At 65.5% G+C, this 24,599-nt stretch carries 19 protein-coding genes; 3 read left to right on the forward strand and 16 right to left on the reverse strand.

Going from position 1 to position 24,599, the window contains the following annotated elements:
- Window positions 1–3 precede the first annotated feature (3 nt).
- The 3 genes from QSV36_RS24910 to QSV36_RS24920 form a co-directional block, all read right to left on the reverse strand.
- Window positions 4–1,362, reverse strand: coding sequence for a DUF1329 domain-containing protein (locus QSV36_RS24910; RefSeq protein WP_289135679.1), 1,359 nt, complete (start codon window positions 1,360–1,362; stop codon window positions 4–6).
- Window positions 1,363–1,400: 38 nt separating this feature from the next.
- Window positions 1,401–3,356: a DUF1302 domain-containing protein gene (locus tag QSV36_RS24915; protein ID WP_289135680.1), complete on the reverse strand. Its 1,956-nt coding sequence runs from the start codon at window positions 3,354–3,356 to the stop codon at window positions 1,401–1,403.
- Window positions 3,357–3,430: 74 nt separating this feature from the next.
- Entirely contained in the window at window positions 3,431–4,009 is a 579-nt protein-coding gene (locus QSV36_RS24920) for an RBBP9/YdeN family alpha/beta hydrolase (protein ID WP_289135682.1), read from the reverse strand.
- A 194-nt stretch (window positions 4,010–4,203) separates the two neighbouring features.
- On the opposite strand from QSV36_RS24920, the gene QSV36_RS24925 reads away from it, so the two are divergent.
- The gene (locus QSV36_RS24925) at window positions 4,204–5,208 is read left to right on the forward strand and encodes an AraC family transcriptional regulator (RefSeq protein ID WP_289135684.1); all 1,005 of its coding nucleotides are present in this window, start codon (window positions 4,204–4,206) and stop codon (window positions 5,206–5,208) included.
- Between the two features lie 8 nt (window positions 5,209–5,216).
- On the opposite strand, the gene QSV36_RS24930 is transcribed toward QSV36_RS24925, so the two are convergent.
- The 7 genes from QSV36_RS24930 to QSV36_RS24960 all read right to left on the reverse strand — a co-directional run bounded on the left by QSV36_RS24930 (window position 5,217) and on the right by QSV36_RS24960 (window position 11,664).
- Window positions 5,217–6,239: a YeiH family protein gene (locus tag QSV36_RS24930; RefSeq protein ID WP_289135686.1), complete on the reverse strand. Its 1,023-nt coding sequence runs from the start codon at window positions 6,237–6,239 to the stop codon at window positions 5,217–5,219.
- The gene (locus tag QSV36_RS24935) at window positions 6,236–6,562 is read right to left on the reverse strand and encodes a Rieske (2Fe-2S) protein (protein ID WP_289135688.1); all 327 of its coding nucleotides are present in this window, start codon (window positions 6,560–6,562) and stop codon (window positions 6,236–6,238) included. The genes QSV36_RS24930 and QSV36_RS24935 overlap by 4 nt, the downstream gene beginning before the upstream one ends.
- Window positions 6,559–7,212: a DsbA family protein gene (locus tag QSV36_RS24940; protein ID WP_289135690.1), complete on the reverse strand. Its 654-nt coding sequence runs from the start codon at window positions 7,210–7,212 to the stop codon at window positions 6,559–6,561. The genes QSV36_RS24935 and QSV36_RS24940 overlap by 4 nt, the downstream gene beginning before the upstream one ends.
- Entirely contained in the window at window positions 7,209–8,525 is a 1,317-nt protein-coding gene (locus QSV36_RS24945) for an MFS transporter (protein ID WP_289135692.1), read from the reverse strand. Before QSV36_RS24945 ends, QSV36_RS24940 begins: the two co-directional genes overlap by 4 nt.
- Before the next feature lie 189 nt (window positions 8,526–8,714).
- A complete protein-coding gene (locus QSV36_RS24950) occupies window positions 8,715–9,767 on the reverse strand; it encodes a beta-keto acid cleavage family enzyme (RefSeq protein ID WP_289135694.1) in 1,053 nt (350 codons plus the stop codon).
- 54 nt (window positions 9,768–9,821) lie between these two features.
- Entirely contained in the window at window positions 9,822–10,670 is an 849-nt protein-coding gene (locus QSV36_RS24955; RefSeq protein ID WP_289135696.1) for a TauD/TfdA dioxygenase family protein, read from the reverse strand.
- A gap of 13 nt (window positions 10,671–10,683) precedes the next feature.
- A complete protein-coding gene (locus tag QSV36_RS24960) occupies window positions 10,684–11,664 on the reverse strand; it encodes a quinone oxidoreductase family protein (RefSeq protein ID WP_289135698.1) in 981 nt (326 codons plus the stop codon).
- Window positions 11,665–11,890: 226 nt separating this feature from the next.
- Between QSV36_RS24960 and QSV36_RS24965 the strand changes: the two genes are divergently transcribed.
- Together QSV36_RS24965 and osmE are read left to right on the forward strand one after the other, a co-directional pair.
- Window positions 11,891–12,097 (forward strand): hypothetical protein, encoded by a 207-nt coding sequence (locus QSV36_RS24965; protein ID WP_225777986.1) that lies wholly within the window; start codon window positions 11,891–11,893, stop codon window positions 12,095–12,097.
- A 60-nt stretch (window positions 12,098–12,157) separates the two neighbouring features.
- Entirely contained in the window at window positions 12,158–12,514 is a 357-nt protein-coding gene (gene osmE / locus QSV36_RS24970) for an osmotically-inducible lipoprotein OsmE (protein WP_289135701.1), read from the forward strand.
- A 2-nt stretch (window positions 12,515–12,516) separates the two neighbouring features.
- Here the strand turns inward: osmE and QSV36_RS24975 are convergent, their stop codons facing one another.
- From QSV36_RS24975 to QSV36_RS25000, 6 genes are all read right to left on the reverse strand, one after another.
- Window positions 12,517–12,876: a hypothetical protein gene (locus QSV36_RS24975; RefSeq protein ID WP_289135703.1), complete on the reverse strand. Its 360-nt coding sequence runs from the start codon at window positions 12,874–12,876 to the stop codon at window positions 12,517–12,519.
- 113 nt (window positions 12,877–12,989) lie between these two features.
- Window positions 12,990–13,448 (reverse strand): anti-virulence regulator CigR family protein, encoded by a 459-nt coding sequence (locus tag QSV36_RS24980; RefSeq protein WP_289135705.1) that lies wholly within the window; start codon window positions 13,446–13,448, stop codon window positions 12,990–12,992.
- Between the two features lie 94 nt (window positions 13,449–13,542).
- The gene (locus QSV36_RS24985) at window positions 13,543–14,730 is read right to left on the reverse strand and encodes a beta-barrel domain-containing protein (protein WP_289135707.1); all 1,188 of its coding nucleotides are present in this window, start codon (window positions 14,728–14,730) and stop codon (window positions 13,543–13,545) included.
- Window positions 14,720–16,882 carry a type I secretion system permease/ATPase gene (locus QSV36_RS24990; RefSeq protein WP_289135709.1) on the reverse strand — a complete coding sequence of 721 codons (2,163 nt, stop codon included), beginning with the start codon at window positions 16,880–16,882 and terminating at the stop codon, window positions 14,720–14,722. The genes QSV36_RS24985 and QSV36_RS24990 overlap by 11 nt, the downstream gene beginning before the upstream one ends.
- Window positions 16,872–18,143, reverse strand: a complete 1,272-nt coding sequence (locus QSV36_RS24995) for a TolC family protein (RefSeq protein WP_289135711.1) — start codon at window positions 18,141–18,143, stop codon at window positions 16,872–16,874. Before QSV36_RS24995 ends, QSV36_RS24990 begins: the two co-directional genes overlap by 11 nt.
- On the reverse strand, window positions 18,143–24,599 hold a 6,457-nt coding region (locus QSV36_RS25000; protein ID WP_289135713.1), incomplete at its 5' end, for an Ig-like domain-containing protein. The genes QSV36_RS25000 and QSV36_RS24995, both read right to left, overlap by 1 nt.

Consider the following 24,599-nt stretch of genomic DNA (forward strand, 5'->3'; position numbering starts at 1 on the left):
GGTTCAGCGAATGCCGTTGCCGGCCAGCGACTCGGGTGACCACTGAGTTTTCGACAGTGGCTCGATGTAGCGGATGCCGCCGTAGGCACCGACCACGCCGTTGAGGTTGTAGGTGCCGCCGATCAGGTCGTAGATCATGAACGGCGTGGCGTCCGGGGTCTGTTTGTCGTAGCTCTGGGTGAGGAAGGCGAACGAGCCGCGGTACAGCTGGCCACGGGCGTCGTACTGGTCCGAAGCGAGGGCGATCCAGCTGTCTTCGTCAAGGTAGAAGCGGCGTTTGTGGTAGATGTGGCGCGCGCCGTCCTTGAGCTTGCCTTCCACCACCCATACCCGGTGCTTTTCCCAACGCACGAACTGCGGCGCCAGGTGGTTGGGCGTGATCACCTGCTTGACGTCGGTGTTGTAGGTCAGCTGGTAGGTGTTGTACGGCACGTACATTTCCTGCTTGCCGACCAGGGTCCAGTCGTAGCGGTCCAGCGCACCGTTGAAGACGAATACATCATCGTAGGTCCCCGAGCCCGAGGTGCCCGGGTTGGGCGTGTCATAGGCCAGGTTCGGTGCCAGCTTGACCCGGCGCTGGCCAGGCAGGTACTGCCAGGCACTGCGGGGCTGCACCAGCGGGTTGGCCGCATCGCGCAGCATCATCGCTTCGCCGGCGCGGCGGGCGGGCCCGGTGTACACCAGCTTCATCTGGTAATAGGTGTCCTTGGCGCCGATCGGCCTGGCCATGTCCTCGTAGATCGGGTAGCTGATGTTGGCCTGGCCGGTGGTCGAAAGCGATGGCTTGCCGGCTGCATCGACGTTCCACGAGTCGTACTTGGCGGTCATGCTCACGCCCTGGTAGCGCAGCAGGAAGTTCCACATGGCCTCGGCACCGTTCTGCGGAATCGGGAACGGGATGCCCGGCAGCACGTTGTCCACTGCGGTGCCACCCTCCTTGCTGTTGGCACCGGTGGCGTTCTTGCGGGTGTTGTCGAGCACCGCCTGGGGCAGCGCCACGCTGCGGTGGGTCGGGTAGACATCGACGCGGTAGCTGGGGTAGCGCTTGAGCAGCTCGAGGGTGGTGGCGGTCAGCTGGTCTTTGTACCGCTCGGCGTTCTTGCCATCGATGACCAGCACCGGCTTGTCGCTGGCGAACGGGTCGGGGCGCATGCTGGCGCCGCTCTGGTAGCCCGCCGGTGGCGTCAGCAGACCGCCCTGGTAGGCTGGGATGGAGCCATCGGCATTGCCGCCCTTCTCCGCGCCAACGGCGGTCAGGCTGGTGCCCAGGCGCGCGGCCTGGTCATTGGAAACAGCGGCCTGGGCAGCGTTCAGCGCGGCCAGGGACAGGCACGAGGCCAGCAGTGTAGGTACGAAATTCATGATGGTTGTCTTCCTGTGCAGGCTCTGGGAGAGAGGACTCAGAAGGTCGTCTTGACAGTGAGATACAGGGCGCCACGGTCCTCGGTGGTGGCTCCGCCACCGGAGAAGGAGGCATAGCCGCCGCCGTAGCAGGTGTAATCCTGTTCGCCATCCAGGGCGTTGGGGGTGCTGCCATCGGTCTGGCCATCCTTGCAGGCCTTGGTCTCACCGAAGCTGTCGACGTACTTGAGGTCGACGAAGTACTGGTTGTAGATCGCGGCACTTACACCCACCGCGTAGTTGCCCGTGTTCTCGGCACCGCCGCCCTGCACCGGCGACACACCGTCGAGGCCGACGTTGACCGATAGCGGCATGCTCAGGTCCATGCCCGGCAGCACCTGGTACCAGGTGGGGGTGAAGTTGACGGCGATGCCCCAGTTGTCGCGGGTGGCCTTGTCGATGCCGCGGTAGCTGCCCTTGCCCTTGTACAACGCCGCGTTGTGGCTATCGAGCTTGAGCAGGTTGCTGTAGAACAGCTCGCCAAGCAGGGTTGCCGAGTCAAACAGCGGCGTGTCGCCAATGGTCATCAGGCCGTTCAGGGTCCAGTGCAGGGTGTCGCCGGTCGCGCTCAGGCTGTCGCCATCCTTGGGCACGTCGTAGATCACGCCACTGCTGGGCAGGCGTGCCGGCAGCAGGCCGAAGCCACCGCCCAGGCCAGCCTGGCCGGGGGCGCTGACGATTGCCGGGATGCTCGCCAATGGCATGTTGTGGCGGATGTTCAGGTCGCTGCCGACACTGATGCCACCGATATCCTTGGACAGGCTCAGGCCGTAGATGTCGATGTCGTCGGAATAGGCGAACTGGTAGGTGGTGCTTTGCAGTGAGTTGTACAGATTGCCGACCGCGCCCTGACGGCTGCCCGGCGGGTTGCCGAACGGGCCGTTGGCGACGGTCATGCCGCGTGCATCGAGCCAGGCCTGCGGAAGGATCTCGGAAGTCTTGCGGTAGTAGAAACCGAGGGTGCCGCCCAGCCACTCGGGCGACCACTTGGCCATGATGCCCCAGTCGCCGCTCTTGCCAGGCTTCAGGTCGTGGCCACGGCGGATGCTGGTCAGCGCGCCACGCACCGGGATCAATCCCGGGGTGCCGGTGTGCCCGAGCAGGAAGCTTTGCGCGCCTTCGCCGACCACGTCCGAGCCACCGTAATAGGTGCCGGCCTCGGGCAGGCGGGCGGCGTCCCAGTCGAAGAAATACTGGGCGCCCACAGTCAGTTCGGAATTGACCAGGAACGAGGTCGACAGCTGGTTGCGTGGCACGAACAGTTCCTTGGCTTCGGTGCCTGGCGAGGCAGCCAGCTTGGCCAGGTCCAGGCCGGACTGGCCGTAGCTCAGCGAGTGCACCGGGTTGAGCAGGGTTTCCCCCCAGAACAGGTTGTGCTGGCCGAGCTTGGCGCTGACCTGCGAAGCCTCGCCGACTTCACGGCTGAAGAACACGAAGGCATCCAGCACTTCCCCCGACGGGCCACTGTAGTAACGCTGGGCATAGTTGCTCAGGTGCGGGCTGCCCAACGCTACGCCGGTCCCCGGCAGGCCATTGAGGCTGGGGTTGATGCCGGACTGGTCACCGTTGCCGTTGACGAACGGGTTGCTGTTCGACCCGGTGTTGTCGTAGGCCTTGTCATACCAGCTGGCGGTACTGACCCGGAAACCGGTATTGCCTTGGTAGACCACGTCCAGCTCGGTCAACAAGTCGACGCGGTTGGTAATGTTGGTGCCAGCCTTGCGGAAGTTGTAGTCACCGTCGTTGCTGTTGGGCGTGCCCAGCAGGCGCTGGTCGGCACTTTCGGTGCGCACGCCATAGTTGTACTTGACGGTGTTGTCGAAACGCACGGCCCAGTTTTCGTTGCCGGTGTCGACTTCGAACGCCTGGGCGGCAGGCAGCGAGAGCAGACTGATGGCGCAGGCGAGCAGGCAGCGCTGTGGCTTCACAGCACGGTGAATGCGGTGTTCTGGCATTACGATGGCTCCACGTATTGTTATTGTTTTTTACGCCGCCCGTCTTTTGCGGGCGTGGCTGGGGCGTCCATGCGCTATTGCAGGTTCGGGTTATCCAGACGGCGGACCAGGGCTTCGGCCAGTGGCCAGTGACCGAAGCCGGAAGCCGGGTTGAGGTGGCCAACGGCACCCAGGCTGACCAGTTCGCTGCCCCAGCGGCGGGCCAGGTCGCCAGCCGCGGCGTAGCTGGCCAGGTGATCGTTGCTGCTGGCAGCGACGATGCTCGGGAATGGCAGCGGTGCGTCCGGCACAGGCGCCCAGCCGTGCTCGACCAGGCTGGCCGGGCTTGGGTAGTGGGCCGGCCAGGGTGCGCCGAGGTCCGGTGGCGCCGCCAGCAGTGCCCCTTTGACTGCCCGCCGATAGCGTGCGGCCCAGTGGGCGACCATCAATACCCCGGCGCTGTGCGCCACCAACAGCACCTCACCCTCGATCTGTTCCAGTTCACGCTGGATCGCCTCGACCCGAGCCGTGCAGCTCAGCCGGTCAACCTGCAGCGGCGGTACGCTGCGGACCTTGGCCAGGCGGCTGGCGAGCAGGGTCTGCCAATGCCCGGCGACATGCTCGCGCAGGCCAGGGACAATCAACACGGTGGCAGTGGTGTGCAGTTTTTCCACGTTGAACCTCGTATCGGCATGCAGCTCTTGAGGTTCACAGTAAACAGCGCGCCCCTGGGGTGCTTCACATTGCGCGTCAGAGGCTTTTCATTTGATGACAACGGGCTTCCCGGGGCTTTGCTTTTCAATTCATGACACGCAGGCTATAAGACACAGAACGCATGTCGGCATACCCAACATGGAAAACAACAAGAATGCCTGCCCTCGTCCGTGCCGCCAGTTTGACCAACTACCTCGAAGTGTCCCGCCACCTGGGCCTGAACCCGCATGCATTGCTGGCGCAGGTCGGCCTCAGTGCCGCGTTGCTTGATGACCCCAACCGGCGGATCCCGGTTGCCAGCGTCATCGCCTTGCTGGAAGCCTCGGCCAATGCCAGCCACTGCGAAAGCTTCGGCCTGCGCATGGCCGAATTGCGACAACTTTCGGATTTCGGCGAAATCAGCCTGCTGCTCAGCCACCAACGCACCCTGCGCGATGCCCTGCAGGTGATCGTGCAATACCGCCACCTGCTCAATGACGCCCTGGCCATCCATATCGAGGAAGCCGGCAAGACCGTGGTCATTCGGGAAGAAGTGATCAACGAGCGCGCACCCTGCAGCCGCCAGGCCACCGAACTGGCCATCGGCGTGATGATGCGCCTGTGCGCGGCCCTGCTGGGTGCCCATTGGCACCCGATCAGCGCCAATTTCACCCACGCGGCCCCGGCCGACCTGGCTACTCACCGGCGCATTTTCGGCTGCACGCTGGCATTCGGCAGTGAGTTCAACGGCATTGTCTGCCCCGCCGCCGACCTCGACAGCGCCAGCCCCCAGGCCAACGAAGCCATGGCCCGCCTGGCACGGCGTTACCTGGACAGCCTGCCAGCCGGCGGCACCCCGTCGCTGGAGCTGGAACTGCGCAAGACCATCTACCTGCTGCTGCCCATGGGCCGCGCGACCATCGAGCAGGTGGCCCAGACGCAGGGCATGAACGTGCGTACCCTGCAACGGCGTCTCGAGGAAAACGGCCTGACCTTCAAGGACCTGATCAACAGCGTGCGCCGCGACCTGGTGATGCGCTACCTGGAAAACCCCGGTTATTCGCTGGGGCGCATTGCCGACATGCTCGGCTATTCCATGCCCAGCTCATTCACCCGCTGGTTCATTGCCCAGTTCGGCATGCCGCCGGCCAGCTGGCGGGCCCGGCACGATCAACCATAGGGGCGGCGTCAGGCTGAAGCTTGCAGGCCCCAGTGCATCAGCGCCAGCACCAGTAACACCAGAAACACGCTCTCCCCGACCATCAGCGCAATCGGCTTGAGGCCGGCCGAGGCCAGCGCCTTGAGCTGGGTCTTCATGCCCAAGGCACTGATCGCCACCACCAGGCAGCCGCGCGACAGCTCATTGATGCCGACCTGCACCGCCGCCGGCACCCATCCTGTGCTGTTGACGCAGGCCAGAAGCAGGAAGCCGAGCGCGAACCAGGGCAGCAACGGCGGCCGCTGACCGCCCGCTTCCAGGCCCTGGCGACGGGTGACCATGGCCGCGCAGACAATGACCGGCAACAGCATCGCCACGCGCATCAGCTTGACCACGGTGGCAATGTCACCGCTCTCGGTGGACAGGCTGTAGCCCGCCCCCACCACCTGCGCCACGTCGTGGATGGTTGCCCCGAGGAAGACCCCAGCCTGCGCTGGCGACAGATGCAGCCACTGGGCGATCATCGGGTAGAGGATCATCGCCAGGGTCGACAGCGCCGACACACCGATCACGGTGAACAAGGTTGCGTGCTCCTTGCGCGGGTGCTGGGGCAAGGCGGCGGCCAGCGCCAGCGCCGCCGAGGCACCGCATATGGCCGTGGCACCGCCGGTGAGCATGCCGAACAGCCGTGAGAACCCCAGCGCCTTGGCCACCACCACCGAGACCAGGATCGTTACCACCACCAGCGTCACGACCAGGGCCACCGGCTTCCAGCCCAGGCTGGCGATCTGGTCCAGGGTGATACGCATGCCAAGCAGCGCCACCCCCAGACGCAGGACCGTGCGAGCGGTGAATTCGATGCCGGCCTTGCAGGGGCCGTCAACCGCGAGAAAGTTCAGCGCCATCCCCAGCAGCAAGGCAAACAGCATGACCGGCGCCGCGTAATGCTCACTGAGGAAACTGGCAGCCGCGCCGACGATCAGGCTGACCACCACGCCCGGGGCAAGGCTGTGGATACGCTGATGGGTAGCGCTCAGTAGCCGTGTGTTCATTGCCCCGCTTCCTCACTGTCGATCACGATGTAGACCTGCCCGCCCCGCTGCTCGACCGGGTAGCTGGCAACCTTCAAGGCCTTGGAATTGACCAGGTAGCCGCTGGCCAGGTCAAACCGCAGGCCATGCGCGCAACACTGGATGACGCGGCCTTCGAGCCGCCCGCCGCACAACGACGCGCCCTGGTGTGGGCAACTGTCGTCAATGGCATAGAGCATGTCGGCAACGTTGAACAACGCCACGCTGCGCCCTTCGCAGGCCAGCAGCACCCGACCGTTACGCGGCGGAAGCTGCCCGGGTGCCAATGCAATTCGCCGGCTCATGCCCCTGCAACCTCTCTCAGCGCTTCGCGCATGGCGGCGAACAGCACCTCGGCCGGCTGCGCGCCAGCAATCAGCGGCCCCTGGTTGAAGCGGTAACGCGGCACGGCGCTGCCGGCGCGCCCTGCCCCATCGAGGAACGGGCTACCATCGTCACGCAGGCAGTCGGCTACCTGCACGGCGTCCAGCCCGCAACGCTGGGCGATGCCGAGCAGGACACGGCTGTCCCCGAGATCGCGCCCCTGGTGGAAATAGGCAATGAACAGCTGCGCCAGCAAGGCTTCCAGCTGCGCTGCTTCGAGCAACCCGGTAGCCCGTTGCAGCAGACGGTGGGCGTTGCCGGTATTGGGCATGCGGCGGATACGCGAGAAGTCGATGTCCTCGCCGACCACACAGGCGGCGGCACGCACCTGCGCCTGGCGCTCGCGCACTGCCTCCTCGCTGCCCAGGCGCTGCAGGTAGAAGCTGTGGAACGGCAGGCCGCTGGCCGGCAAGCCAGGCAACAACTGCACCCCTCGCCATTGCAGGTGCACTTGCACCTGCGGCCGTTCGCGACGCAACAGCAAAAGGGCGGCCTGCAGGTGCCGCTGGCCGATCAGGCACCAGGGGCAGACAAAATCGAAGAACACTTCGACGGACAACAGTTGGTTCACGGTTTCGACTCCCGGGGGGCGCCGACCGCGTTGTATGCCGGCGTATGAAGACGCTCCATGTCATGTTGGTAATGCCGTTTGGCAAGGAAAAACACCAGCGCTGCACCGATGCTCATCAGCGGCACTAGCTGGAAGGCGGCCTGCAAGCCGATCAGGTCGGAAACGCGCCCGGTGATCAGCGGCCCGGTGGCCAGGCCCAGCAGGTTGTTGGCCAGGGTCAGGGTGGCAAACGCGGCGCCGTGCACCGCGGCGTGGGTGAGGTTGGCGACCATGGCACTGGATGGGCCGTTGGTGCCGGCGGCAATCATCATGCCCAGGCCGATGAGCACCAGTTGCGCGGTGCCTGCGGGTAGCGCAAACGCCAGGGAAAGCAGCGCGCAACTGCCCAGGCAATAGGCGATGGCCAGGCTGATCTTGCGATCGGGGCGCTGCCGCCCGAAGCGGTCGCAGAGCATCGCGCAGAGGATCATGCCGATGCCACTGCAGAGCACGATGACAGCGGCAATTGCCCCGGCCTGGTCGGTGCCCATGGCGTAATAACGGTTCAGATAGCTGGGCATCCACACGATCACGGTGCCGCCGACGAACAGCTGCAGGCCGCTGCCGACATAGGCGGCGATTACCGAACGGCTGTCGTACAAGCTGCGCAACGGTCGGCAGGCTTTGCCCTGCGCTGGCTGCGCGCACCTGGGCGCAATGCGCGCCTCCTTCACGATCAGCGGGTACAGCGCTGCCAGCACCAGGCCGAACAACGCCATACCGGCGAATGCCCAGCGCCAGCCCAGGTGCTGGGCCAGCACACCCCCCATGGCCATGCCCAGTACCGAGCCGAACATGCCGCCGGCCATGAACGCGCCGGCCAGGGTCGAGCGCATGTCACGGGGGAACACGGCGACCACCACGGCGATGCCGACGCTGCCATAGGCGGCCTCGCCCACACCGACCAGAAAGCGGGCAATGAACATTTGCGGGTAGCTCTGTGCCAGGCCGCAGCCGAGGGTGGCCAGGCTCCACAGCACCGCCATCAGCACCAGGCTGCGTACCCGGCCGAAGCGGTCGGCCAGCAATGACAGCGGGAAGGTCAGCAGGCCGACCATCAGCGCGACGATGCCACTGAGCAGGCCGAGCTGGCTGTCGCTCAGCGCCCATTCGCCCTTGAGCAGCGGGAATACGGCATTGAGCACCTGGCGCGACATGTAGTCGGAAATCAACAGGCCGAAGGTCAGGGCGAAGACCACCCAGGCATAGCGCCGGGGGACGCTGTGGGCAGTGTCGGCGCAGGGATTTTCGGCACTGGCGAGGTAGGTGGCCATGTTGCCTCCTTGGGTGTGGGGCGTGAGGTTGTTCTTGTTGTCATGGATTACAGCCAACATTCATGTTGCTTTTGCGGGCCTCTTCGCGGGCTCGCCCGCTCCCACCGGGACAGCGGCGACCTTCGGGCCAGTGCCGCAGCGGTGGGAGCGGGCATGCCCGCGAACAGGCCGGGCCCTGCCGTACCTGCATCAGCCGCGCTGCGGCACGCCCTTCACACCCGGCTGGCGATTCGGCGCCATGCCGTTGGCCTTGAGGGTCTGCTCGATGCTGTCGTACTGCTGGCCGATGCGGTAGATGGCGCGGGCTTCCTTGCCCGTGGCAATCTCCCGGCCCAGTTCATGGGCCACGCGCACGGTCTGCTGGATCTGCTGCACCGAGGTGAAGCGCTTGCCCTGCTGGTCGATGATGGTGTCTTCGTTGCCACAGCGCGGGTGCAGGCCCATGGCCAGGGCCATGGTGTTGAATGGCAGCACGTTCTTCAGCAGCGACTCGGCGGTCAGGGTGCAACCGTCCGGCGCACGGTGGATGAAATTGAAGAAGTTGAACGGGTTGGGGCCGTCGAAACCGCCACCAATGCCGATCCAGGTCAGGTTCAGCGGGCCCATGTAGTCACCGCGGCGAACGATGCGCTCGAGGGTTTCCAGGGCATGCATGCCGGTCAGCTGGAAATGCGGCTGGATGTTGCTGGCCTGCAGGCGGCGCAGGTGTTCGCGCACCCAGGCCGGGCCGGCCGGCACGGTCATCTCGCTGTAGGCGGCATGGATCGCCGGGCTGGCCAGCGAGGTGCCTTGCAGGTATTCGGGGTACAGCAGCTCCATGATGTTCATCTGCGTGGTATTGATGGCCACGGTCACCTGGTCGGGGCGCGGCGTCAGCTCGGCAAGCATGTGCCGGGTGTCGTCGGACAGCCACTTGGCCGCCTCGCCCTCGCTTTCCGGGGCAAAGGAGATCGACCCGCCCACCTGGATGATCATGTCCGGCACCGCTTCGCGCACCCCGGCAATCAACTCGTTGAACTTGGACAGGCGCTTGGAGCCTTTGCCGTCCAGTTCCCGCACGTGCAGGTGCAACACGGTGGCGCCTGCTTCGTAGCAGTCGACGGCCTTCTGCACCTGCTCGTCCATGGTCAGCGGGATATCTTCCGGGAAGTCTTCGGGCATCCACTCCGGGCCATAGGGGGCCACGGTGATCACCACTTTTTCCATGTTTTCCGGGTGCAACGAATCGTCGAAGAATTGCATGCTGTAGTCCTCGCTATTGTTATTGTGCGGTTGCCGCCGACCGTGGCGGCCGGCCTAGAACGTCGGGCTGCCCTTGATCCCGGCGCGCTCCATCCGACGATGGCACGGCGGGTAGTCCATGACGGCGTAGTGCTGGGTGCTGCGGTTGTCCCAGATCGCCACGCTGTTGGGCTTCCAGCGCCAGCGCACCTGGTACTCGGGCAGGTAGGCCTGGCTGATCAGGTAGCGCAGCAGGTCGCCAGCGCCGGGGTTGGCGTCCTGGCCGAAGCGCACCCGCTGCGGGGTGTGGTAATTGCTGAAATGGGTGGTGAAGGCGTTGACGAACAGCACCTGTTCGCCCGTTTCCGGGTGCGTGCGCACCACCGGGTGCTCGGCATCAGGGAACTGCGCCTTGAGCGCCAGGCGCTTTTCCAGTGGCATGGCGGCCCCAAAGCTGGCCTCGATGCTGTGACGGGCGCGCAGGCCTTCGATCCTGGCCTTCACATCGTTCGGCAGGTTTTCATACGCCAGTACCATGTTCGCCCACATCGTGTCACCGCCCACCGGCGGGCATTCGATGCAGCGCAGCACGCAGCCCATGGGCGGTGCTTCGCGCCAGGTGGCGTCGGTATGCCAGGCGTTTTCATACCGGTCATTGGGTTGGTCCGGGCGCTTGTAGATCTGCACCAGGCCCGGATGCTCCGGGTCGCTGCCGGCCACCGGGTGGTCTTCCAGGTCGCCGAAGCGGCGGGCAAAGGCGACGTGTTCGGCGCGGCTGAAGTGCTGGTCGCGCAGGAACAGCACACGGTGGCGGAGCAACTGCGCGCGCAGCTCGGCGAACAGGTCGTCGTCGTGAATCGCGTCGGCCAGGTTGACCCCGCCTACCTCGGCACCGATTGCGCAAGTCAGTTGTTCGATGTGCATGCTGTTGCCCTCTTCAGATGACGAAGATCGACGAGCCGGTGGTCTTGCGCGCTTCCAGGTCACGGTGGGCCTGTACAGCATCCTGCAACGCATAGTGCTGGTTGATTTCGATACGGATGCGCCCGCTGCTGACGTGGTCGAACAGTTCACCGGCCAGGTCGGCCTTTTCCGCCGGGTCGGCGATGAAGTCGGCCAATGCCGGGCGCGTGAGTTGCAGCGAACCCTTGACCGCCAGCAGTTGCGGGTCGAATGGCGGGATCGTGCCCGAGGCGGTGCCGACGCAGACCATCAGGCCACGGCGCTTGAGTGAATCGAGCGAGCCCATGAAGGTGCTTTTGCCCACGCTGTCGAACACCACGTTGACCCCTACCCCGTCGGTCAACTCACGCACGCGCGTGGCCACGTCCTCGACGCTGTAGTTGATGACATGGCTGCAGCCATGCGCGCGCGCCACTTCGGCCTTGGCCTCGCTGGACACGGTGCCGATCACCTGCAGCCCGAGCAACCGCGCCCACTGCGCGACGATCAGGCCGACCCCGCCCGCGGCAGCGTGCAACAGCAGGCTGTCGCCGGGCTTGAAGCCATGCAGCCGCCGCAACAGGTAGGCGCTGGTCAGCCCACGCATGGTCATGGCAGCGGCCGTTTCGAAGGCGATGGTGTCCGGCAGCTTGATCAATGCGGCAGCGGCAATCAGGCGTTCGGTGCAATAGGCGCCCAGCGTATTGAGAAAACCGGTGTAGGTGACCCGGTCACCGACCGCCACCTGGGTCACGCCCTGGCCCACGGCCTCTACCACGCCGGCAGCTTCCACGCCGATGCCGTTGGGCAGCGGGATCGGATAGGTACCGTTGCGGAAATAGGTGTCGGCGTAGTTCAGGCCAACCGCCACCTGGCGCAAGCGCACCTGCCCCGGGCCGGGTTCGCCGACCTCGGCGTCCTCGTAGCGCAACACCTCGGGGCCACCGGTCTGATGGAAACGTACGACTTTGGACATGCTTGTCTCTCCAATCATCGATCTGGACGCCAGGCGTCAGTTCTGGGTGATTGGACTGTATGCCCTTGGCGTGCGGGGTGCTTCGCATCGGACGACAGCGGGTTTTCATTTCATGACAGCCCGGCTGCCGCGCTGCGCTTCGCGCCGCTGTTTTATTCATGAGTCACCTTGATGGTTGCCCATGGCCAGACTAATACTTAGGTGTCTGCCTGGGGAGGCACGAAACATGCAACCAAGATTCGTTATCGTTCCGGCTGTACCGATCGAAAAGGAGTCGTTCCACCTGGGTGGCCGCTATTACGCCGCTACCGTTTGCGGGGGCTTCGACATCTACGACAACCAGGCCAAGGAACGGCTCAAGCCCAGTTATCCAAGCAGGACGGATGCGCAGTTGCACTGCGAGCAGATGAACAAGCGCTTTGATGTAGGGTGATCGCCGCCATCCGGCGCAGGTGACTGCCTCGATCCGGTGGCTTTCCAGCGGAGCACTGCCATGAGCAAACCCTTTCCGGTCATGATCCTGGCGCTGACAGCGCTTTCTGCCTGCGCCTCGAACTCGGCGCAGTACCGCGACCAGCCACTGGTGGCGAAAGTCGACAACGGCATGAGCAAAGACCAGGTCGTACAGATCGGCGGCAAACCTGATGCCGAGACCGAGCGCACGGCGGTACCTGGCACGTGTTTCGACTATCTGCTCAGCCAGGCCGGCAATCGTCAGCCCTACAGCGTCAGCTTCGATGGCAGCGGCAAGGTGGACCACACCGCGTTCATGACCTGCGCCGAGTGGAGCAACGCCCAACGCAAGGCCCGCCTACCCAGCATGGGCGGCTCAAGCGGCTCGGGCTACTGAACTCATTCGAGGCATTCTTTCGCCGCCTGGCGCAACTTGTCGCCTGACAGGAAGCTGCCCTTGTAGAAGGTCGCGCGGCTGCCCTGGCGATAATCGACCACGTCGAGCACATCGTCGGACGCCACCGCGCTGGGTGCCGTCAGCCGGTAGCCGTGAGCGATGGATTTCTGCGTGGCCTGGGGCGCCAGCGCTTGCCACTTGGGCAGTACGCAGGCGGCATACTGCTGGGGCGATTTATCGGTCAGTTTGCTGGCAGTCGGTTTACCGGGACTGGCGCAGCCAGCGAGGCTGGCCCCCAGCACAGCGGCGAGAAAGATACGGAAGGTAGCCATTTGCAATTGCCTGTGAGGAATACGCGGCATTCTAACGGGGGGCGCAAGCCGATACCAACCAACCAAAGTAGAGAAGTGGTTCCCGGCAGGCAGCAACCGCTACCCCTGGCCGTGATTGCACGTGCAGGAGCGGTCTGCCCGGTTCAATCAAGCGCGCCGTTCAGCACTTCGTAGATGATCCCAGTGGCGACTGCCACCAGGATCAGGTCCACACCCGCCTGCATCCACTCATAGCCGTCGTAATGAGGCAGCTGCCCCAGCAGCCGACCATCGAGCTTCTTGGCGATACCCGGCGGCAGCGGTTTGCCCCGGGCCAGGTTCTTCTGGATACCCGGCGGCAGAGCCGGCCCTGCACTCCAGTAGCTGCGGTGCCCGGCGAGGACATCGAGCACGTAACCACGGTCAACCGAAGGGTTGCCATGGCCGCCACCACCACTACCACCCGCGTGCCCCTGGCTCTGGCCGTGCTGCCCCTGGCTGTGCGGGTTCTTGCCATGCCCCTGCCCTTTACCGTTATTCGGGTCGGCCAAGGAAAGCGATGGCCCCACAGCCAAGGCGATCGAGGTAACCACAGCCACCAGCGACCATCGACGCTTCACCATATCTGTTTCCTTACGCGAGAAAGTCGTCCCTGTACTGTAGATCAATACCCGAGCCAGGGTGAATGGCCGCGGACGCCGCGCTGTGCTGCCGCGCTCAGTACAGACGGGCCTTGATCAGCGGGCGCAACAGGTAGTTGAGTACGCTGCGCTTGCCGCTGAGGATATCCACCTCTGCCACCATGCCGGGAATGATCGGCAGCACCTCCTCGCCGCGTTTGAGCTGACTACCGTCCGTACGGATCAGTACCTGATAATACGACTCCTTGCCGTGCGGCGTGTCTTCCTCGATGGTGTCGGCGCTGATCTGCTCCAGGGTGCCCTTGAGGTCGCCATAAATGCTGAAGTCGTAGGCAGTGATCTTCACCTTCGCCGGCATGCCCGGCACCAGGAATGCCACGTCGCGCGGCTTGATCTTCGCCTCTACCAGCAGGCGGTCCTCCACCGGGATCACTTCCATGATTGCCTCGCCGGGCTGGATCACCCCGCCGCGGGTGTTGATCAGTATGGTGTTGACCCGCCCACGCACCGGCGAAACGATCCCGGTACGGCGCAACTGGTCCTGGCGCTGCTGGACGATCGGCTCCAGGGCACTGAGGTCGGCCTTGCGCTGTGAGCGCTCGGTGTAGGCATCCTGGAAATAGCTGCTCTTCAGTTCGCTCAGCTTGCCATTGAGGGTAGCGATATCCTGGCTCAACCGCAGCGCCTCCATCTGGCTGACGGCGCGCTTGGCGACCAGCGGGCGGACCAGGTCGAGCTGGCTCTGCGCCAGGCTGATCTGCCTCTGGATCGCCTGGCTGCCTTCGAGCAGCTTGTCCCGCCGCGACTTGAACAGCTCACGCTCGGAGCGCGCAAGCGGCCCCTGCGGATCGACATCCGGCGGGAACTCGATGGCGGCCTTGCCCAGCACCTCGGCATCCAGCCGGGCGATGGCGGCACGCAGCACGCTGGCCTGGTTGGCCGATTCCTGGAAATTGGTAAGAAAGCGCGTCTCGTCGAGGCGCAGCAATGGCTGGCCGACCTCCACCAGGTCGCCTTCCTGCACCAGCAGGCGATCGAGAATCCCCCCTTCCAGGCTCTGGATTTTCTGGATGCGACTGAACGGCACCACCCGCCCGTCACCGCGGGTCACTTCGTCGAGCTCCGCCCAGAAAGCCCAGGCGACGAACAGCACGACGCTGCCGAGCAGGGTGTAGAGCAGCGGGCGGTAGACCGGGTGAGTCGTCGCCAGCAGAGGATCGGCCAATTGCTCGCGCAGCTTTGCGGCGCGCTTTTCAACTGCCATGGCCAGCTCCTTCGGCAACTTGCGGCGCCTGCACCTGGTTACCCTGCACCACCTGGCTCAGCGGGCCGTCCATGATCACCTGGCCGTTGCGCAGTACCACGGCGCGGTCGACCAGCGCCAGCACGCTCTTCTTATGGGTGGTGAGGATCAGCGTCCGCCGGCCCAACCAGTTCTGCAGATAGTCGATTACCCGCTTTTCGCTGTTCTGGTCGAAGGCGGCGGTCGGCTCGTCGAGCAGCAGGATCGGCGGGTCCTGCAGCAGCACCCGCACCAGCCCCACCGCCTGGCGCTGGCCGCCGGACAGGCTGGCGTTGCCCTGGATCGGCATGTCCAGGCCCAGCGGGTGGCTACGTACGAAAGTGCCCAGCCCTACGCCATCGAGGGCTTCAAGCAACTCCTCGTCGCCCAGTGCGGCGTTCGCCAGGTTGAGGTTCTCGCGCAGGCTACCGTGGAACAGCGCCACGTCCTGCGGCAAGTAGCCGATGCCACGCTGGCGGTCGGCCGGGTCGAGCTGACTGAGGGCGATGTCGTCCAGCAGCAAGCGGCCGGATTGCGCATCGAGCAAGCCGCTGAGCAGCCGCAGCAGGGTCGACTTGCCGGCGCCGTTACCGCCTAGCAGTGCCACTCGCTCGCCGGCCTGGATGTTCAACGCCTGTACATCGACCACGGGGGGGCCGTCGCCATGGGCCAGGCGCAGCGCCTCCAGACGGTAATGACCGTACAGCCGCTCGCGGTGCACGAAACGCTTGCCGGCGGGACGCTCCTGCTCCGCCGACATGAGTTGATCGAGGCCCTCCAGCGCCACCTTGGTGTGCTGCCAGCGGCCAAGGATGGCGGCAGCCTGGGACAGCGGTGCGATGGCCCGCGAAGCCAGGATCGAACAGGCCACCAGGGCACCGACGGTCATCGCCCCGTCGGCGATCCGGTACACGCCGAACACGACCACCCCGACATAGCACAGTTGCTGGACGATGCTCGCCGAGTAGCTGAGCGTCGAGGCCAGGACGTGGGTCTTCATCGCGTTACCCGCCAGCTCCCCGGTAAGCGTCTCCCACTGTTGCCGGCAGCGACCTTCGGCACGCGTGGCCTTGACTGTTTCCAGGTGCTCGAAGGCTTCGAGCAGTACACTGTTCTTCATCGCCCCTTCGCGCAGGTTCTGCCGGGACAGGTGCCCCAGCAGGCGTTGGGTCAGCAGCCCGGGCAGGACCATCAACACGCAAGCCACCAGCGGCACCCACACCACATGGCCGCCGATCACGGCGATGAGCAACAGGAAGATCGCCACGAACGGCAGGTCGCTGATCAGTGCAGCACTGGACGACGTGAAGAACTCGCGGACCGACTCGAACTCCCGTACCTGAGTGCTGAACGCCCCCAGCGACGCCGGTTTGGCGGCGATCCGGGTGCTCAGCACGCGCGCGAACAGCAAGCTCGACAGCTGCAGGTCGAGGCGCTTGCCGAGCACGTTCAGCAGGTGCCCGCGAAGGATCCGCAGTACGCCGTCGACGACGATCGCCAAGGCTACGCCGCTGGCGAGTATCCACAAGGTATCGAAAGCCGCATTGGGCACTACGCGGTCGTACACCTGCATGGCGAACAGCGCCGAGGCGACGGCCAGGATATTGGCTACCAGGGCCGTTAACGTGACTTCCGCATAGGAGCGCCAGAGCCGCTTGAGCGGCCCGAAGAACCAATGTTCGGGCAGGCTGCTTGCGTAGTCGCCGACGCGCCCGTCCGAGCGGTAGCGGCACTTGGCGAACACCGCCGTGCCGCTATAAAGCGCCTCCAGCGCGGGCAGCGCCACACATTCACGGCCGCCGTCGCTCTGCGGCACCAGCACCTCGTACTGGTCGCCTTCGACACCCACCAGCAGCAGGCAGCGACCATCGCCGAGCAACAGCAGCGCCGGCAGCAGGTAGGCATCCATCTGCCGCAACGGCAGCTCGGCAACCCGGGCCGTGATGTCGGCGCGACGCAACGCGCGGGCAACCAGGCGCAGTGGCAGACGCCCATGCTCCAGGGCCAGGCCGTCCACCAGCTCGGCATCACTCAGTGGCCGGTCCAGTTGCCGGCACAGCAGCAGCAGGCCCTGGCGCAGCGGGTCATCATGGTTCAGGGTGACGACATTATCCGGAGCTTGTTCAACTTCCATGATTCAACCGATTCTCCAGTAGTGCCCCCAGCAGTCCGACCTGGGCGGCTGCGCGGTACTCGATGCGCTTGCGCTCGATGTGCAGACTGATCAATTGCCGCTCGGCTTCGAAACGCTCGCGCTGGACGTTGAGCAAGTCGATCACGTCGCGCCGGCCGACTTCGAACTGCTCGCGGTACAACTCGCCGACCTGTTCCGCTTCCGTCACCTGCTGGCTCAGCGACTGTTCCCGCCAACGCAGCGTGTCACCGTTGTCGAACAGCGTCTGCAATTGCCGGCGGATGTCGCGCTGCATCGCATCGGCGGTCCAGCGTGCCGACTCCAGCCGCTGCTGTGCGGCGGTCGGCCGGCGGAAGTTGGAGAGCCCCTGGAAGGTGTCCATGCGAAAGCGCAGTGACATTACCGAGTCGCTTTCCAGGCGACCGCCGATCTCGCGGCGCAACGCGGAGGCCTCCAGGTTCAATTGCGGTAGCAACGTGGCCTTGGCCTCGCGCACTTGTGCCTCGGCAACGTTGGCGTCCTCCACCGCCTTGCGCTGCAATGGCGACTCGCGGATCACCCGCGCCACGTCGCTGCTGGCCAGGTAGCGTTGCAGCGACATCGGCTCGGGCTCGACCAGTTCCGAAGGGTCCTGGCCGACCAGGATCGCGTATTGGTTGCGCGCGTCCTGCAGGTTGCCCTTCTCCAGCGACAGCTGCTCCTGGGCACGCGCCAGTTCGAGGTTGGCGCGGTCCAGTTCACTGCGATCGGTGTAACCGTCGCTGCCCCGCGCCTGGGTCATCTCGCGGATGCCGTCAAGGCGCTGGATATGCTGGCGCACCGTCTCGACCCGACGCTCCGAGGCCAGTACGTCGAGGTAGGTCTCAACGATATCCAGCGCCGCATCATCGCGCGCCACCAGCACCGCCTCGGACAACTTGCGCTGGGTTGCGCTGGCGCTGTCGACCTTGCTCGTCACCCGTCCCCAGTCATACAGCATCTGCGATACGGTGAGGTCGTAAACGACCTCACCGACGTCGAACTCCTGCGGCCCCCCAGACATCGCGACGGTGGGGTAGTACCCGCCCTTGGCAATCTCCACCTCGGTGCCTGCACGATCTGCTTCGGCCATTGCCGAACGCACCTCGGGGTGGATCGCCAGCCCCGCCCTCACCGCCTGGTCAATCGGCATGGCTGGGGCAGACAACGGCACGCCGAGGCACAGGAGCCACAGGGCTGCCTGGCCACGGTGCCTTCCCTTGAGCACAGACACCCCACGCATCAGACCACGACCTGTACCGTATTGTCCTCGATCAGCAGGGTACTGCTGCCAAAGCTGTAGACATCGTAGGTGATGCCGTTGACCTCCTGGGTGGTTCCGGTATTCACCGCCCCCACCACGTTGAGGGTGTCGTTGCTCTCCCCAGTGACCTGCAGGACATTGTTGCTGTCGGTGATGGCGTCGACCTCAGCCGCGGTCAGGGTCAGTACGCTTCCCGAATCGCCCCTGCCGAGATCGATGCGCTCGATGTTGGTGAGCGTGCCGACGCCTACGGCGTTGTAGTCAAGGTCGATGCCATCAGCCAGGATCAGGGTATCGAAGCCCGCGCCACCATCAATGGCGGTGAAGTTGGTCGCGGTGATCTGGATGGCGTCGTTGCCGTCCCCAGCCACGACCTGGTCGCCGCTGCCTACGTTGAAGATCAGGTCGCTGCCAGCGCCGGCGTTGATGTGCTCCGAACTGCCACTGGCCCCGGACATGACATCGTCGCCGGCGGTACCGTTGACGTCGATCTGGCCGATGTTGAGCGACAGCCCGTTAGGCGCCAGCGTGATGCCGTAGGCCGAGCTGTCGTTGCCGTTGGTGTCGGTGGCGACGACGTTGAACGCGATCTGCGACCCGAGGTTGAGGATATCGGTGATGTTCAGCCCCAACTGGGTCAGCACAGTCGGGCTCAGCAGGTTCAGCGAGAAGTTGCCGCCGCTGTCCGCCTGGATCGGCAGTAGCTCGACATTCAGCGCTGGCGTGATGACACGGATCACCACGCTGGAGTCCGGCTCGGTAGTGCCGCTGAAGCCGAACCGCGGGTTGAGCGGGTTGAGGCTGACATCGACGCCAAAATTGCCAACGGTCACTGGCTGTTCGATGCTGCTGCCGACACCGATGGTTGCCACGTTGCTCGGGTTGCCGGCCGGGTCCTGGCCGGTCACCGAAACCTGGGCATTCAGCAACTGGTCCAGGGTCAGGTCGATATCCAGGTCGGTGAGCAGGTTCAGCGAAGCCAGCCCGCTGTTGTCGGCCGTCAGCGTGGCAGTGGCAGTAACCCCACCAACGTCAACGAGGACTGTCAGCTCGGTACCTGGGTCGGTGGAGATGGTCAGGATGCTGCCCACCAGCGACAGCACCGGAGTCGCTGGTGGAATGGTGTCGACGGTGAACGGCACCGGGGTCGACGTGGTACCGCCATCGATGTCGGCGGTGACGGTCGAAGCGCCCTCCGGGAACGGCCCCATGCCACCGCCAGGCAGCAGGGTCACGGTGATGCTGCCGGCCAGGATGTCGCCGGCGGTAAGCGTATGCGTTACCTGCGTTTCATAGCCGTTCTGCCCGGCGAACGCGACGGTGATCACCTGGCCAGCCTGCATGGTCGGGCGGATCGCTACATCGACCTGGATACCGTCGCTGATCTCGGCCGCGTTGAGCCAGGTATCGGCAGCCTCCGGCAGGCTGATGGTCGGCGGCGCGAGATCCGGCGCGTTGATCGTCGCCGGGCCGCTGAGGTTGCCCGCAGCGTCCACGGCGACCACCGCGATCAGCTCGCCGGCTATCAATGGTGGCGCGAACGGCAAGCTGAAGTTGCCACTGCCGTCGGCATTGAGCGTGATCGGGTTGGCGGTGTCGCCGTCGATCACGATGCGTACCTGGCTGTTCGGTTCGGCGGTACCGGTCAGCAGTGCACCATCGACACTGATGCTCAGCAGCGGCGCCGACGGTGCCACCGAGTCGACCGTGGTGCTGGCCGGGCCGCTGGTATTACCGGCTGGGTCCTGGGCCACGGCATTGACTACCGTGCCGTTGGCCAGCGGCGTGCCAGGCGTGAACGACCAGTTGCCGCTACCGTCGGCGGTCGTTTCGCCGACCGGGTTGCCGCCGCCGTCGGTGAGAATCACCTTGGCTCCGGCTTCAGCGGTCCCGTTGATCACGGCGCCATTGCTCGGGTTGATGACCGGCGCAGCCGGGGCAACCGCGTCAACGGTGACACTGGCCGGTCCGCTGCTATTGCCGGCAGGGTCCTGGGCCACGGCATTGACTACCGTAGCGTTGGCCAGTGGCGTGCCGGGCGTGAACGACCAGTTGCCACTGCCATCGGCGGTTGTCTCGCCGATCGGGTTGCCGCCGCCGTCGGTGAGAATCACCTTGGCCCCGGCTTCAGCGGTACCGCTGATGACAACGCCGTTGCTCGGGTTGATGACCGGCGCAGTCGGGGCGACCGCATCAACGGTGGCACTGGTCGGCCCACTGGTATTGCCAGCCGAGTCCTGGGCCACGGCATTGACTACCGTGCCGTTGCCCAGCGGGGTGCCTGGCGTCAGCGACCAGTTGCCGCTGCCATCGGCGGTCGTCTCGCCGATCGGGTTGCCGCCACCGTCGGTGAGAATCACCTTGGCTCCGGCTTCAGCGGTACCGCTGATCACGGCGCCGTTGCTCGGGTTGATGACCGGCGCAGCCGGGGCGATGGCATCAACGGTGACGCTGGTCGGTCCGCTGGTATTGCCAGCTGGGTCCTGGGCCACGGCATTGACTACCGTGCCGTTGGCCAGCGGCATGCCAGGCGTGAACGACCAGTTGCCGCTGCCGTCGGCGGTCGTCTCGCCGACCGGGTTGCCGCCACCGTCAGTGAGAGTTACCTTGGCGCCGGCTTCAGCGGTACCGCTGATCACGGCGCCGTTGCTCGGGTTGATGACCGGGGCAGCCGGGGCAACCGAGTCAACGGTGACACTGGTCGGCCCGCTGGTATTGCCGGCCGGGTCCTGGGCCACGGCATTGACTACTGTGCCATTGGCCAGCGGCGTGCCGGGTGTGAACGACCAGTTGCCACTGCCGTCGGCGGTTGTTTCGCCAATCGGGTTGCCACTGCCGTCAGTGAGAATCACCTTGACTCCGGCTTCAGCGGTCCCGCTGATCACAATGCCATTGCTCGGCTCGACCGTCGGTTGGCCAGGCGCGACGGCGTCTACCGTGGTGCTGACAATGGGGGAACTGGTATTGCCAGCCGAGTCCTGGGCCACGGCGTTGACCACCGTGCCGTTGGCCAGCGGAGTGCCAGGCGTGAATGACCAGTTGCCACTGCCATCGGCGGTCGTCTCGCCGATCGGGTTGCCGCCACCGTCGGTGAGGATCACCTTGGCACCGGCTTCAGCGGTACCGCTGATCACGATGCCATTGCTCGGTTCGATCGTCGGCTGGCCGGGCGCGACGTTGTCTACCGTGGTGCTGACCACGGGGGAGCTGGTATTGCCAGCCAGGTCCTGGGCCACGGCATTGATCACCGTGCCGTTGGCCAGCGGCGTGCCGGGCGTGAACGACCAGTTGCCACTGCCATCGGCGGTCGTCTCGCCGATCGGGTTGCCGCCGCCGTCGGTGAGGATCACCTTGGCACCGACCTCAGCGGTGCCGCTGATCACAGCGCCGTTGCTCGGGTTGATGACCGGCGCAGCCGGGGCAACTGCGTCAACGGTGACGTTGGCCGGCCCGCTGGTGTTGCCAGCCGGATCCTGCGCCACCGCATTGACTACGGTAGCGTTGGCCAGTGGCGTGCCGGGCGTGAACGACCAGTTGCCACTGCCATCGGCGGTTGTCTCGCCGATCGGGTTGCCGCTGCCGTCGGTGAGAATCACCTTGGCCCCGGCTTCAGCGGTACCGCTGATTACAACGCCGTTGCTTGGGTTGATGACCGGCGCAGTCGGGGCGACCGCGTCAACGATGGCACTGGTCGGCCCACTGGTATTGCCAGCCGAGTCCCGGGCCACGGCATTGACCACCGTGCCGTTGGCCAGCGATGTGCCTGGCGTCAGCGACCAGTTGCCGCTGCCATCGGCGGTCGTCTCGCCGATCGGGTTGCCGCTACCGTCGGTGAGAATCACCTTGGCGCCGGCTTCAGCGGTACCGCTGATCACGGCGCCGTTGCTCGGGTTGATGACCGGCGCAGCCGGGGCAACCGCATCAACGGTGACGCTGGTCGGTCCGCTGGTATTGCCAGCTGGGTCCTGGGCCACGGCATTGACTACCGTGCCGTTGGCCAGCGGCGTGCCAGGTGTGAACGACCAGTTGCCGCTGCCGTCGGCGGTCGTCTCGCCGACCGCGTTGCCGCCACCGTCGGTGAGGATCACCTTGGCGCCGGCTTCAGCGGTACCGCTGATCACAGCACCGTTGCTCGGATTGATGACCGGCGCAGCCGGGGCGATAGCATCAACGGTGACACTGGTCGGCCCGCTGGTATTGCCAGCCGGATCCTGGGCCACTGCATTGACTACCGTGCCGTTGGCCAGCGGCGTGCCAGGCGTGAACGACCAGTTGCCACTGCCGTCGGCGGTCGTCTCGCCGACCGGGTTGCCGCTGCCGTCGGTGAGAATGACCTTGGCCCCGGCCTCGGCGGTACCACTGATTTCCGTACCATTGCTCGGCTCGATCGTCGGTGCGGCGGGTGCCAAGCCGTCAATGGTAACGACTGCGGGGGCGCTTTCGATGCCGCCCGGGTTGCGCGCCACGACGTTGACCACGGTGCCATCGGGCAACGGTATGCCGGGCGTGAATGACCAGTTGCCGCTGCCGTCGGCGGTGACTTGGCCGATCGGGTTGCCGTTGCCATCGGTGAGGATAACGGTGTTGCCTGCGTCGGCGGTACCGCTGATCACCGAGCCATTACTCGGCTCGACCTGCGGAATCGACGGCAGCGACGAATCCACCGTAGTGCTACCAGGATTGCTTGTATTGCCGGCAGCATCGGTCGCCGTGGCGTTGACCACAGTTGTATTGGCCAATTGCGTGGCTGGCGTGAAGCTCCAGTTGCCGTTTCCATCGGCCGTGACCTGGCCGATCGGATTGCCGCTGCCATCGGTCAGGGTCACGGTGCTGTTCGGCTCGGCAGTACCATTGATCACGGCACCGTTACTCGGGTTTACCACCGGCGCGCCCGGAGCTACAGCGTCCACCGTGGTGCTGCCTTGACCGCCAGTGTTGCCGGCCGGGTCCCGCGCCACGGCATTGACGACTGTGCCGTCCGGCAAGGCCGTTGCCGGGGTGAAGCTCCAGTTGCCGTTGCCGTCGGCGGTGGTCTGGCCGATCGGGTTGCCGTTGCCATCGGTGAGGATGACCGTACTCCCCGCCTCGGCGGTACCGCTGATTTCACTGCCATTGCTGGGATTGACCACGGGTGCGGCGGGTGCCACCGAGTCCACCGTGATGGCGGCCGGTGAACTGGTATTGCCGGTCGGGTCGGTCGCCGTGGCACTTACCACGCTGCCGTTGGGCAATGGGCTGCCGGGGGTGAAGCTCCAGACGCCGTTGCCATCGGCGACGACCTGGCCGATCGGGTTGCCGCCAGCGTCGGTCAGGGTCACGGTGCTGCCCGCTTCGGCGGTGCCGCTGACCGTGGTGCCATTGCTCGGGTTGATGACTGGCGCTGCTGGCGCGCTGGAATCCACGGTAACCGTCGCTGCCGGGCCGGTGTTGCCGGCCGCATCGCTCGCCGTGGCATTGACCACGGTACCTGTAGGCAGCGCTGTGCCGGGCGTGAAGCTCCAGTTGCCGCTGCCGTCAGCCGTTACCTGGCCGACCGGATTACCGCTGCCATCGGTCAGGGTCACGGTGCTGTTCGGCTCGGCGGTACCGCTGAGGCTGCTGCCGTTGCTCAGGTTGATGGTGGGCGTGCCCGGAGCTACAGCGTCTACGGTGGTGCTGCCTTGCGGGCCGGTGTTGCCGGCCGGGTCGCGGGCCTCGGCATTGACTACCGTGCCGTCCGGCAACGGCGTTGCCGGGGTGAAGCTCCAGTTGCCGTTGCCGTCGGCGGTGGTCTGGCCGATCGGGTTGCCGTTGCCATCGGTGAGGATGACCGTACTCCCCGCCTCGGCGGTACCGCTGATCTCACTGCCATTGCTGGGATTGACCGTCGGTGCCGCAGGCGCTACCGAGTCCACCGTGATAGCGGCCGGTGAACTGGTGTTGCCGGTCGGGTCGGTCGCCGTGGCGTTTACCACGCTGCCGTTGGGCAATGGGCTGCCGGGGGTGAAGCTCCAGACGCCGTTGCCATCGGCGACGACCTGGCCGATCGGGTTGCCGCCAGCGTCGGTCAGGGTCACGGTGCTGCCCGCTTCGGCGGTGCCGCTGATCGTGGTGCCATTGCTCGGGTTGATGACTGGCGCTGCTGGCGCGCTGGAATCCACGGTAACCGTCGCTGCCGGGCCGGTGTTGCCGGCCGCGTCGCTCGCCGTGGCATTGACCACGGTACCTGTAGGCAGCGCTGTGCCGGGCGTGAAGCTCCAGTTGCCGCTGCCGTCAGCCGTTACCTGGCCGACCGGATTACCGCTGCCATCGGTCAGGGTCACGGTGCTGTTCGGCTCGGCAGTACCGCTGAGGCTGCTGCCGTTGCTCAGGTTGATGGTGGGCGTGCCCGGAGCTACAGCGTCTACGGTGGTGCTGCCTTGCGGGCCGGTGTTGCCGGCCGGGTCGCGGGCCTCG

The sequence above is a fragment of the Pseudomonas sp. BCRC 81390 genome, assembly GCF_030341915.1.
Taxonomy (GTDB): domain Bacteria; phylum Pseudomonadota; class Gammaproteobacteria; order Pseudomonadales; family Pseudomonadaceae; genus Aquipseudomonas.

What these genes read in the sequence shown, in the direction of transcription:
- QSV36_RS24910 (WP_289135679.1), bottom strand. Translation starts at nt 1,362, where the DNA reads ATGAATTTCGTACCTACACTGCTGGCCTCGTGCCTGTCCCTGGCCGCG.
- QSV36_RS24915 (WP_289135680.1), bottom strand. Translation starts at nt 3,356, where the DNA reads ATGCCAGAACACCGCATTCACCGTGCTGTGAAGCCACAGCGCTGCCTG.
- QSV36_RS24925 (WP_289135684.1), top strand. Translation starts at nt 4,204, where the DNA reads ATGCCTGCCCTCGTCCGTGCCGCCAGTTTGACCAACTACCTCGAAGTG.
- QSV36_RS24930 (WP_289135686.1), bottom strand. Translation starts at nt 6,239, where the DNA reads ATGAACACACGGCTACTGAGCGCTACCCATCAGCGTATCCACAGCCTT.
- QSV36_RS24935 (WP_289135688.1), bottom strand. Translation starts at nt 6,562, where the DNA reads ATGAGCCGGCGAATTGCATTGGCACCCGGGCAGCTTCCGCCGCGTAAC.
- QSV36_RS24945 (WP_289135692.1), bottom strand. Translation starts at nt 8,525, where the DNA reads ATGGCCACCTACCTCGCCAGTGCCGAAAATCCCTGCGCCGACACTGCC.
- QSV36_RS24950 (WP_289135694.1), bottom strand. Translation starts at nt 9,767, where the DNA reads ATGCAATTCTTCGACGATTCGTTGCACCCGGAAAACATGGAAAAAGTG.
- QSV36_RS24955 (WP_289135696.1), bottom strand. Translation starts at nt 10,670, where the DNA reads ATGCACATCGAACAACTGACTTGCGCAATCGGTGCCGAGGTAGGCGGG.
- QSV36_RS24960 (WP_289135698.1), bottom strand. Translation starts at nt 11,664, where the DNA reads ATGTCCAAAGTCGTACGTTTCCATCAGACCGGTGGCCCCGAGGTGTTG.
- QSV36_RS24965 (WP_225777986.1), top strand. Translation starts at nt 11,891, where the DNA reads ATGCAACCAAGATTCGTTATCGTTCCGGCTGTACCGATCGAAAAGGAG.
- osmE (WP_289135701.1), top strand. Translation starts at nt 12,158, where the DNA reads ATGAGCAAACCCTTTCCGGTCATGATCCTGGCGCTGACAGCGCTTTCT.
- QSV36_RS24975 (WP_289135703.1), bottom strand. Translation starts at nt 12,876, where the DNA reads ATGCCGCGTATTCCTCACAGGCAATTGCAAATGGCTACCTTCCGTATC.
- QSV36_RS24980 (WP_289135705.1), bottom strand. Translation starts at nt 13,448, where the DNA reads ATGGTGAAGCGTCGATGGTCGCTGGTGGCTGTGGTTACCTCGATCGCC.
- QSV36_RS24985 (WP_289135707.1), bottom strand. Translation starts at nt 14,730, where the DNA reads ATGGCAGTTGAAAAGCGCGCCGCAAAGCTGCGCGAGCAATTGGCCGAT.
- QSV36_RS24990 (WP_289135709.1), bottom strand. Translation starts at nt 16,882, where the DNA reads ATGGAAGTTGAACAAGCTCCGGATAATGTCGTCACCCTGAACCATGAT.
- QSV36_RS24995 (WP_289135711.1), bottom strand. Translation starts at nt 18,143, where the DNA reads ATGCGTGGGGTGTCTGTGCTCAAGGGAAGGCACCGTGGCCAGGCAGCC.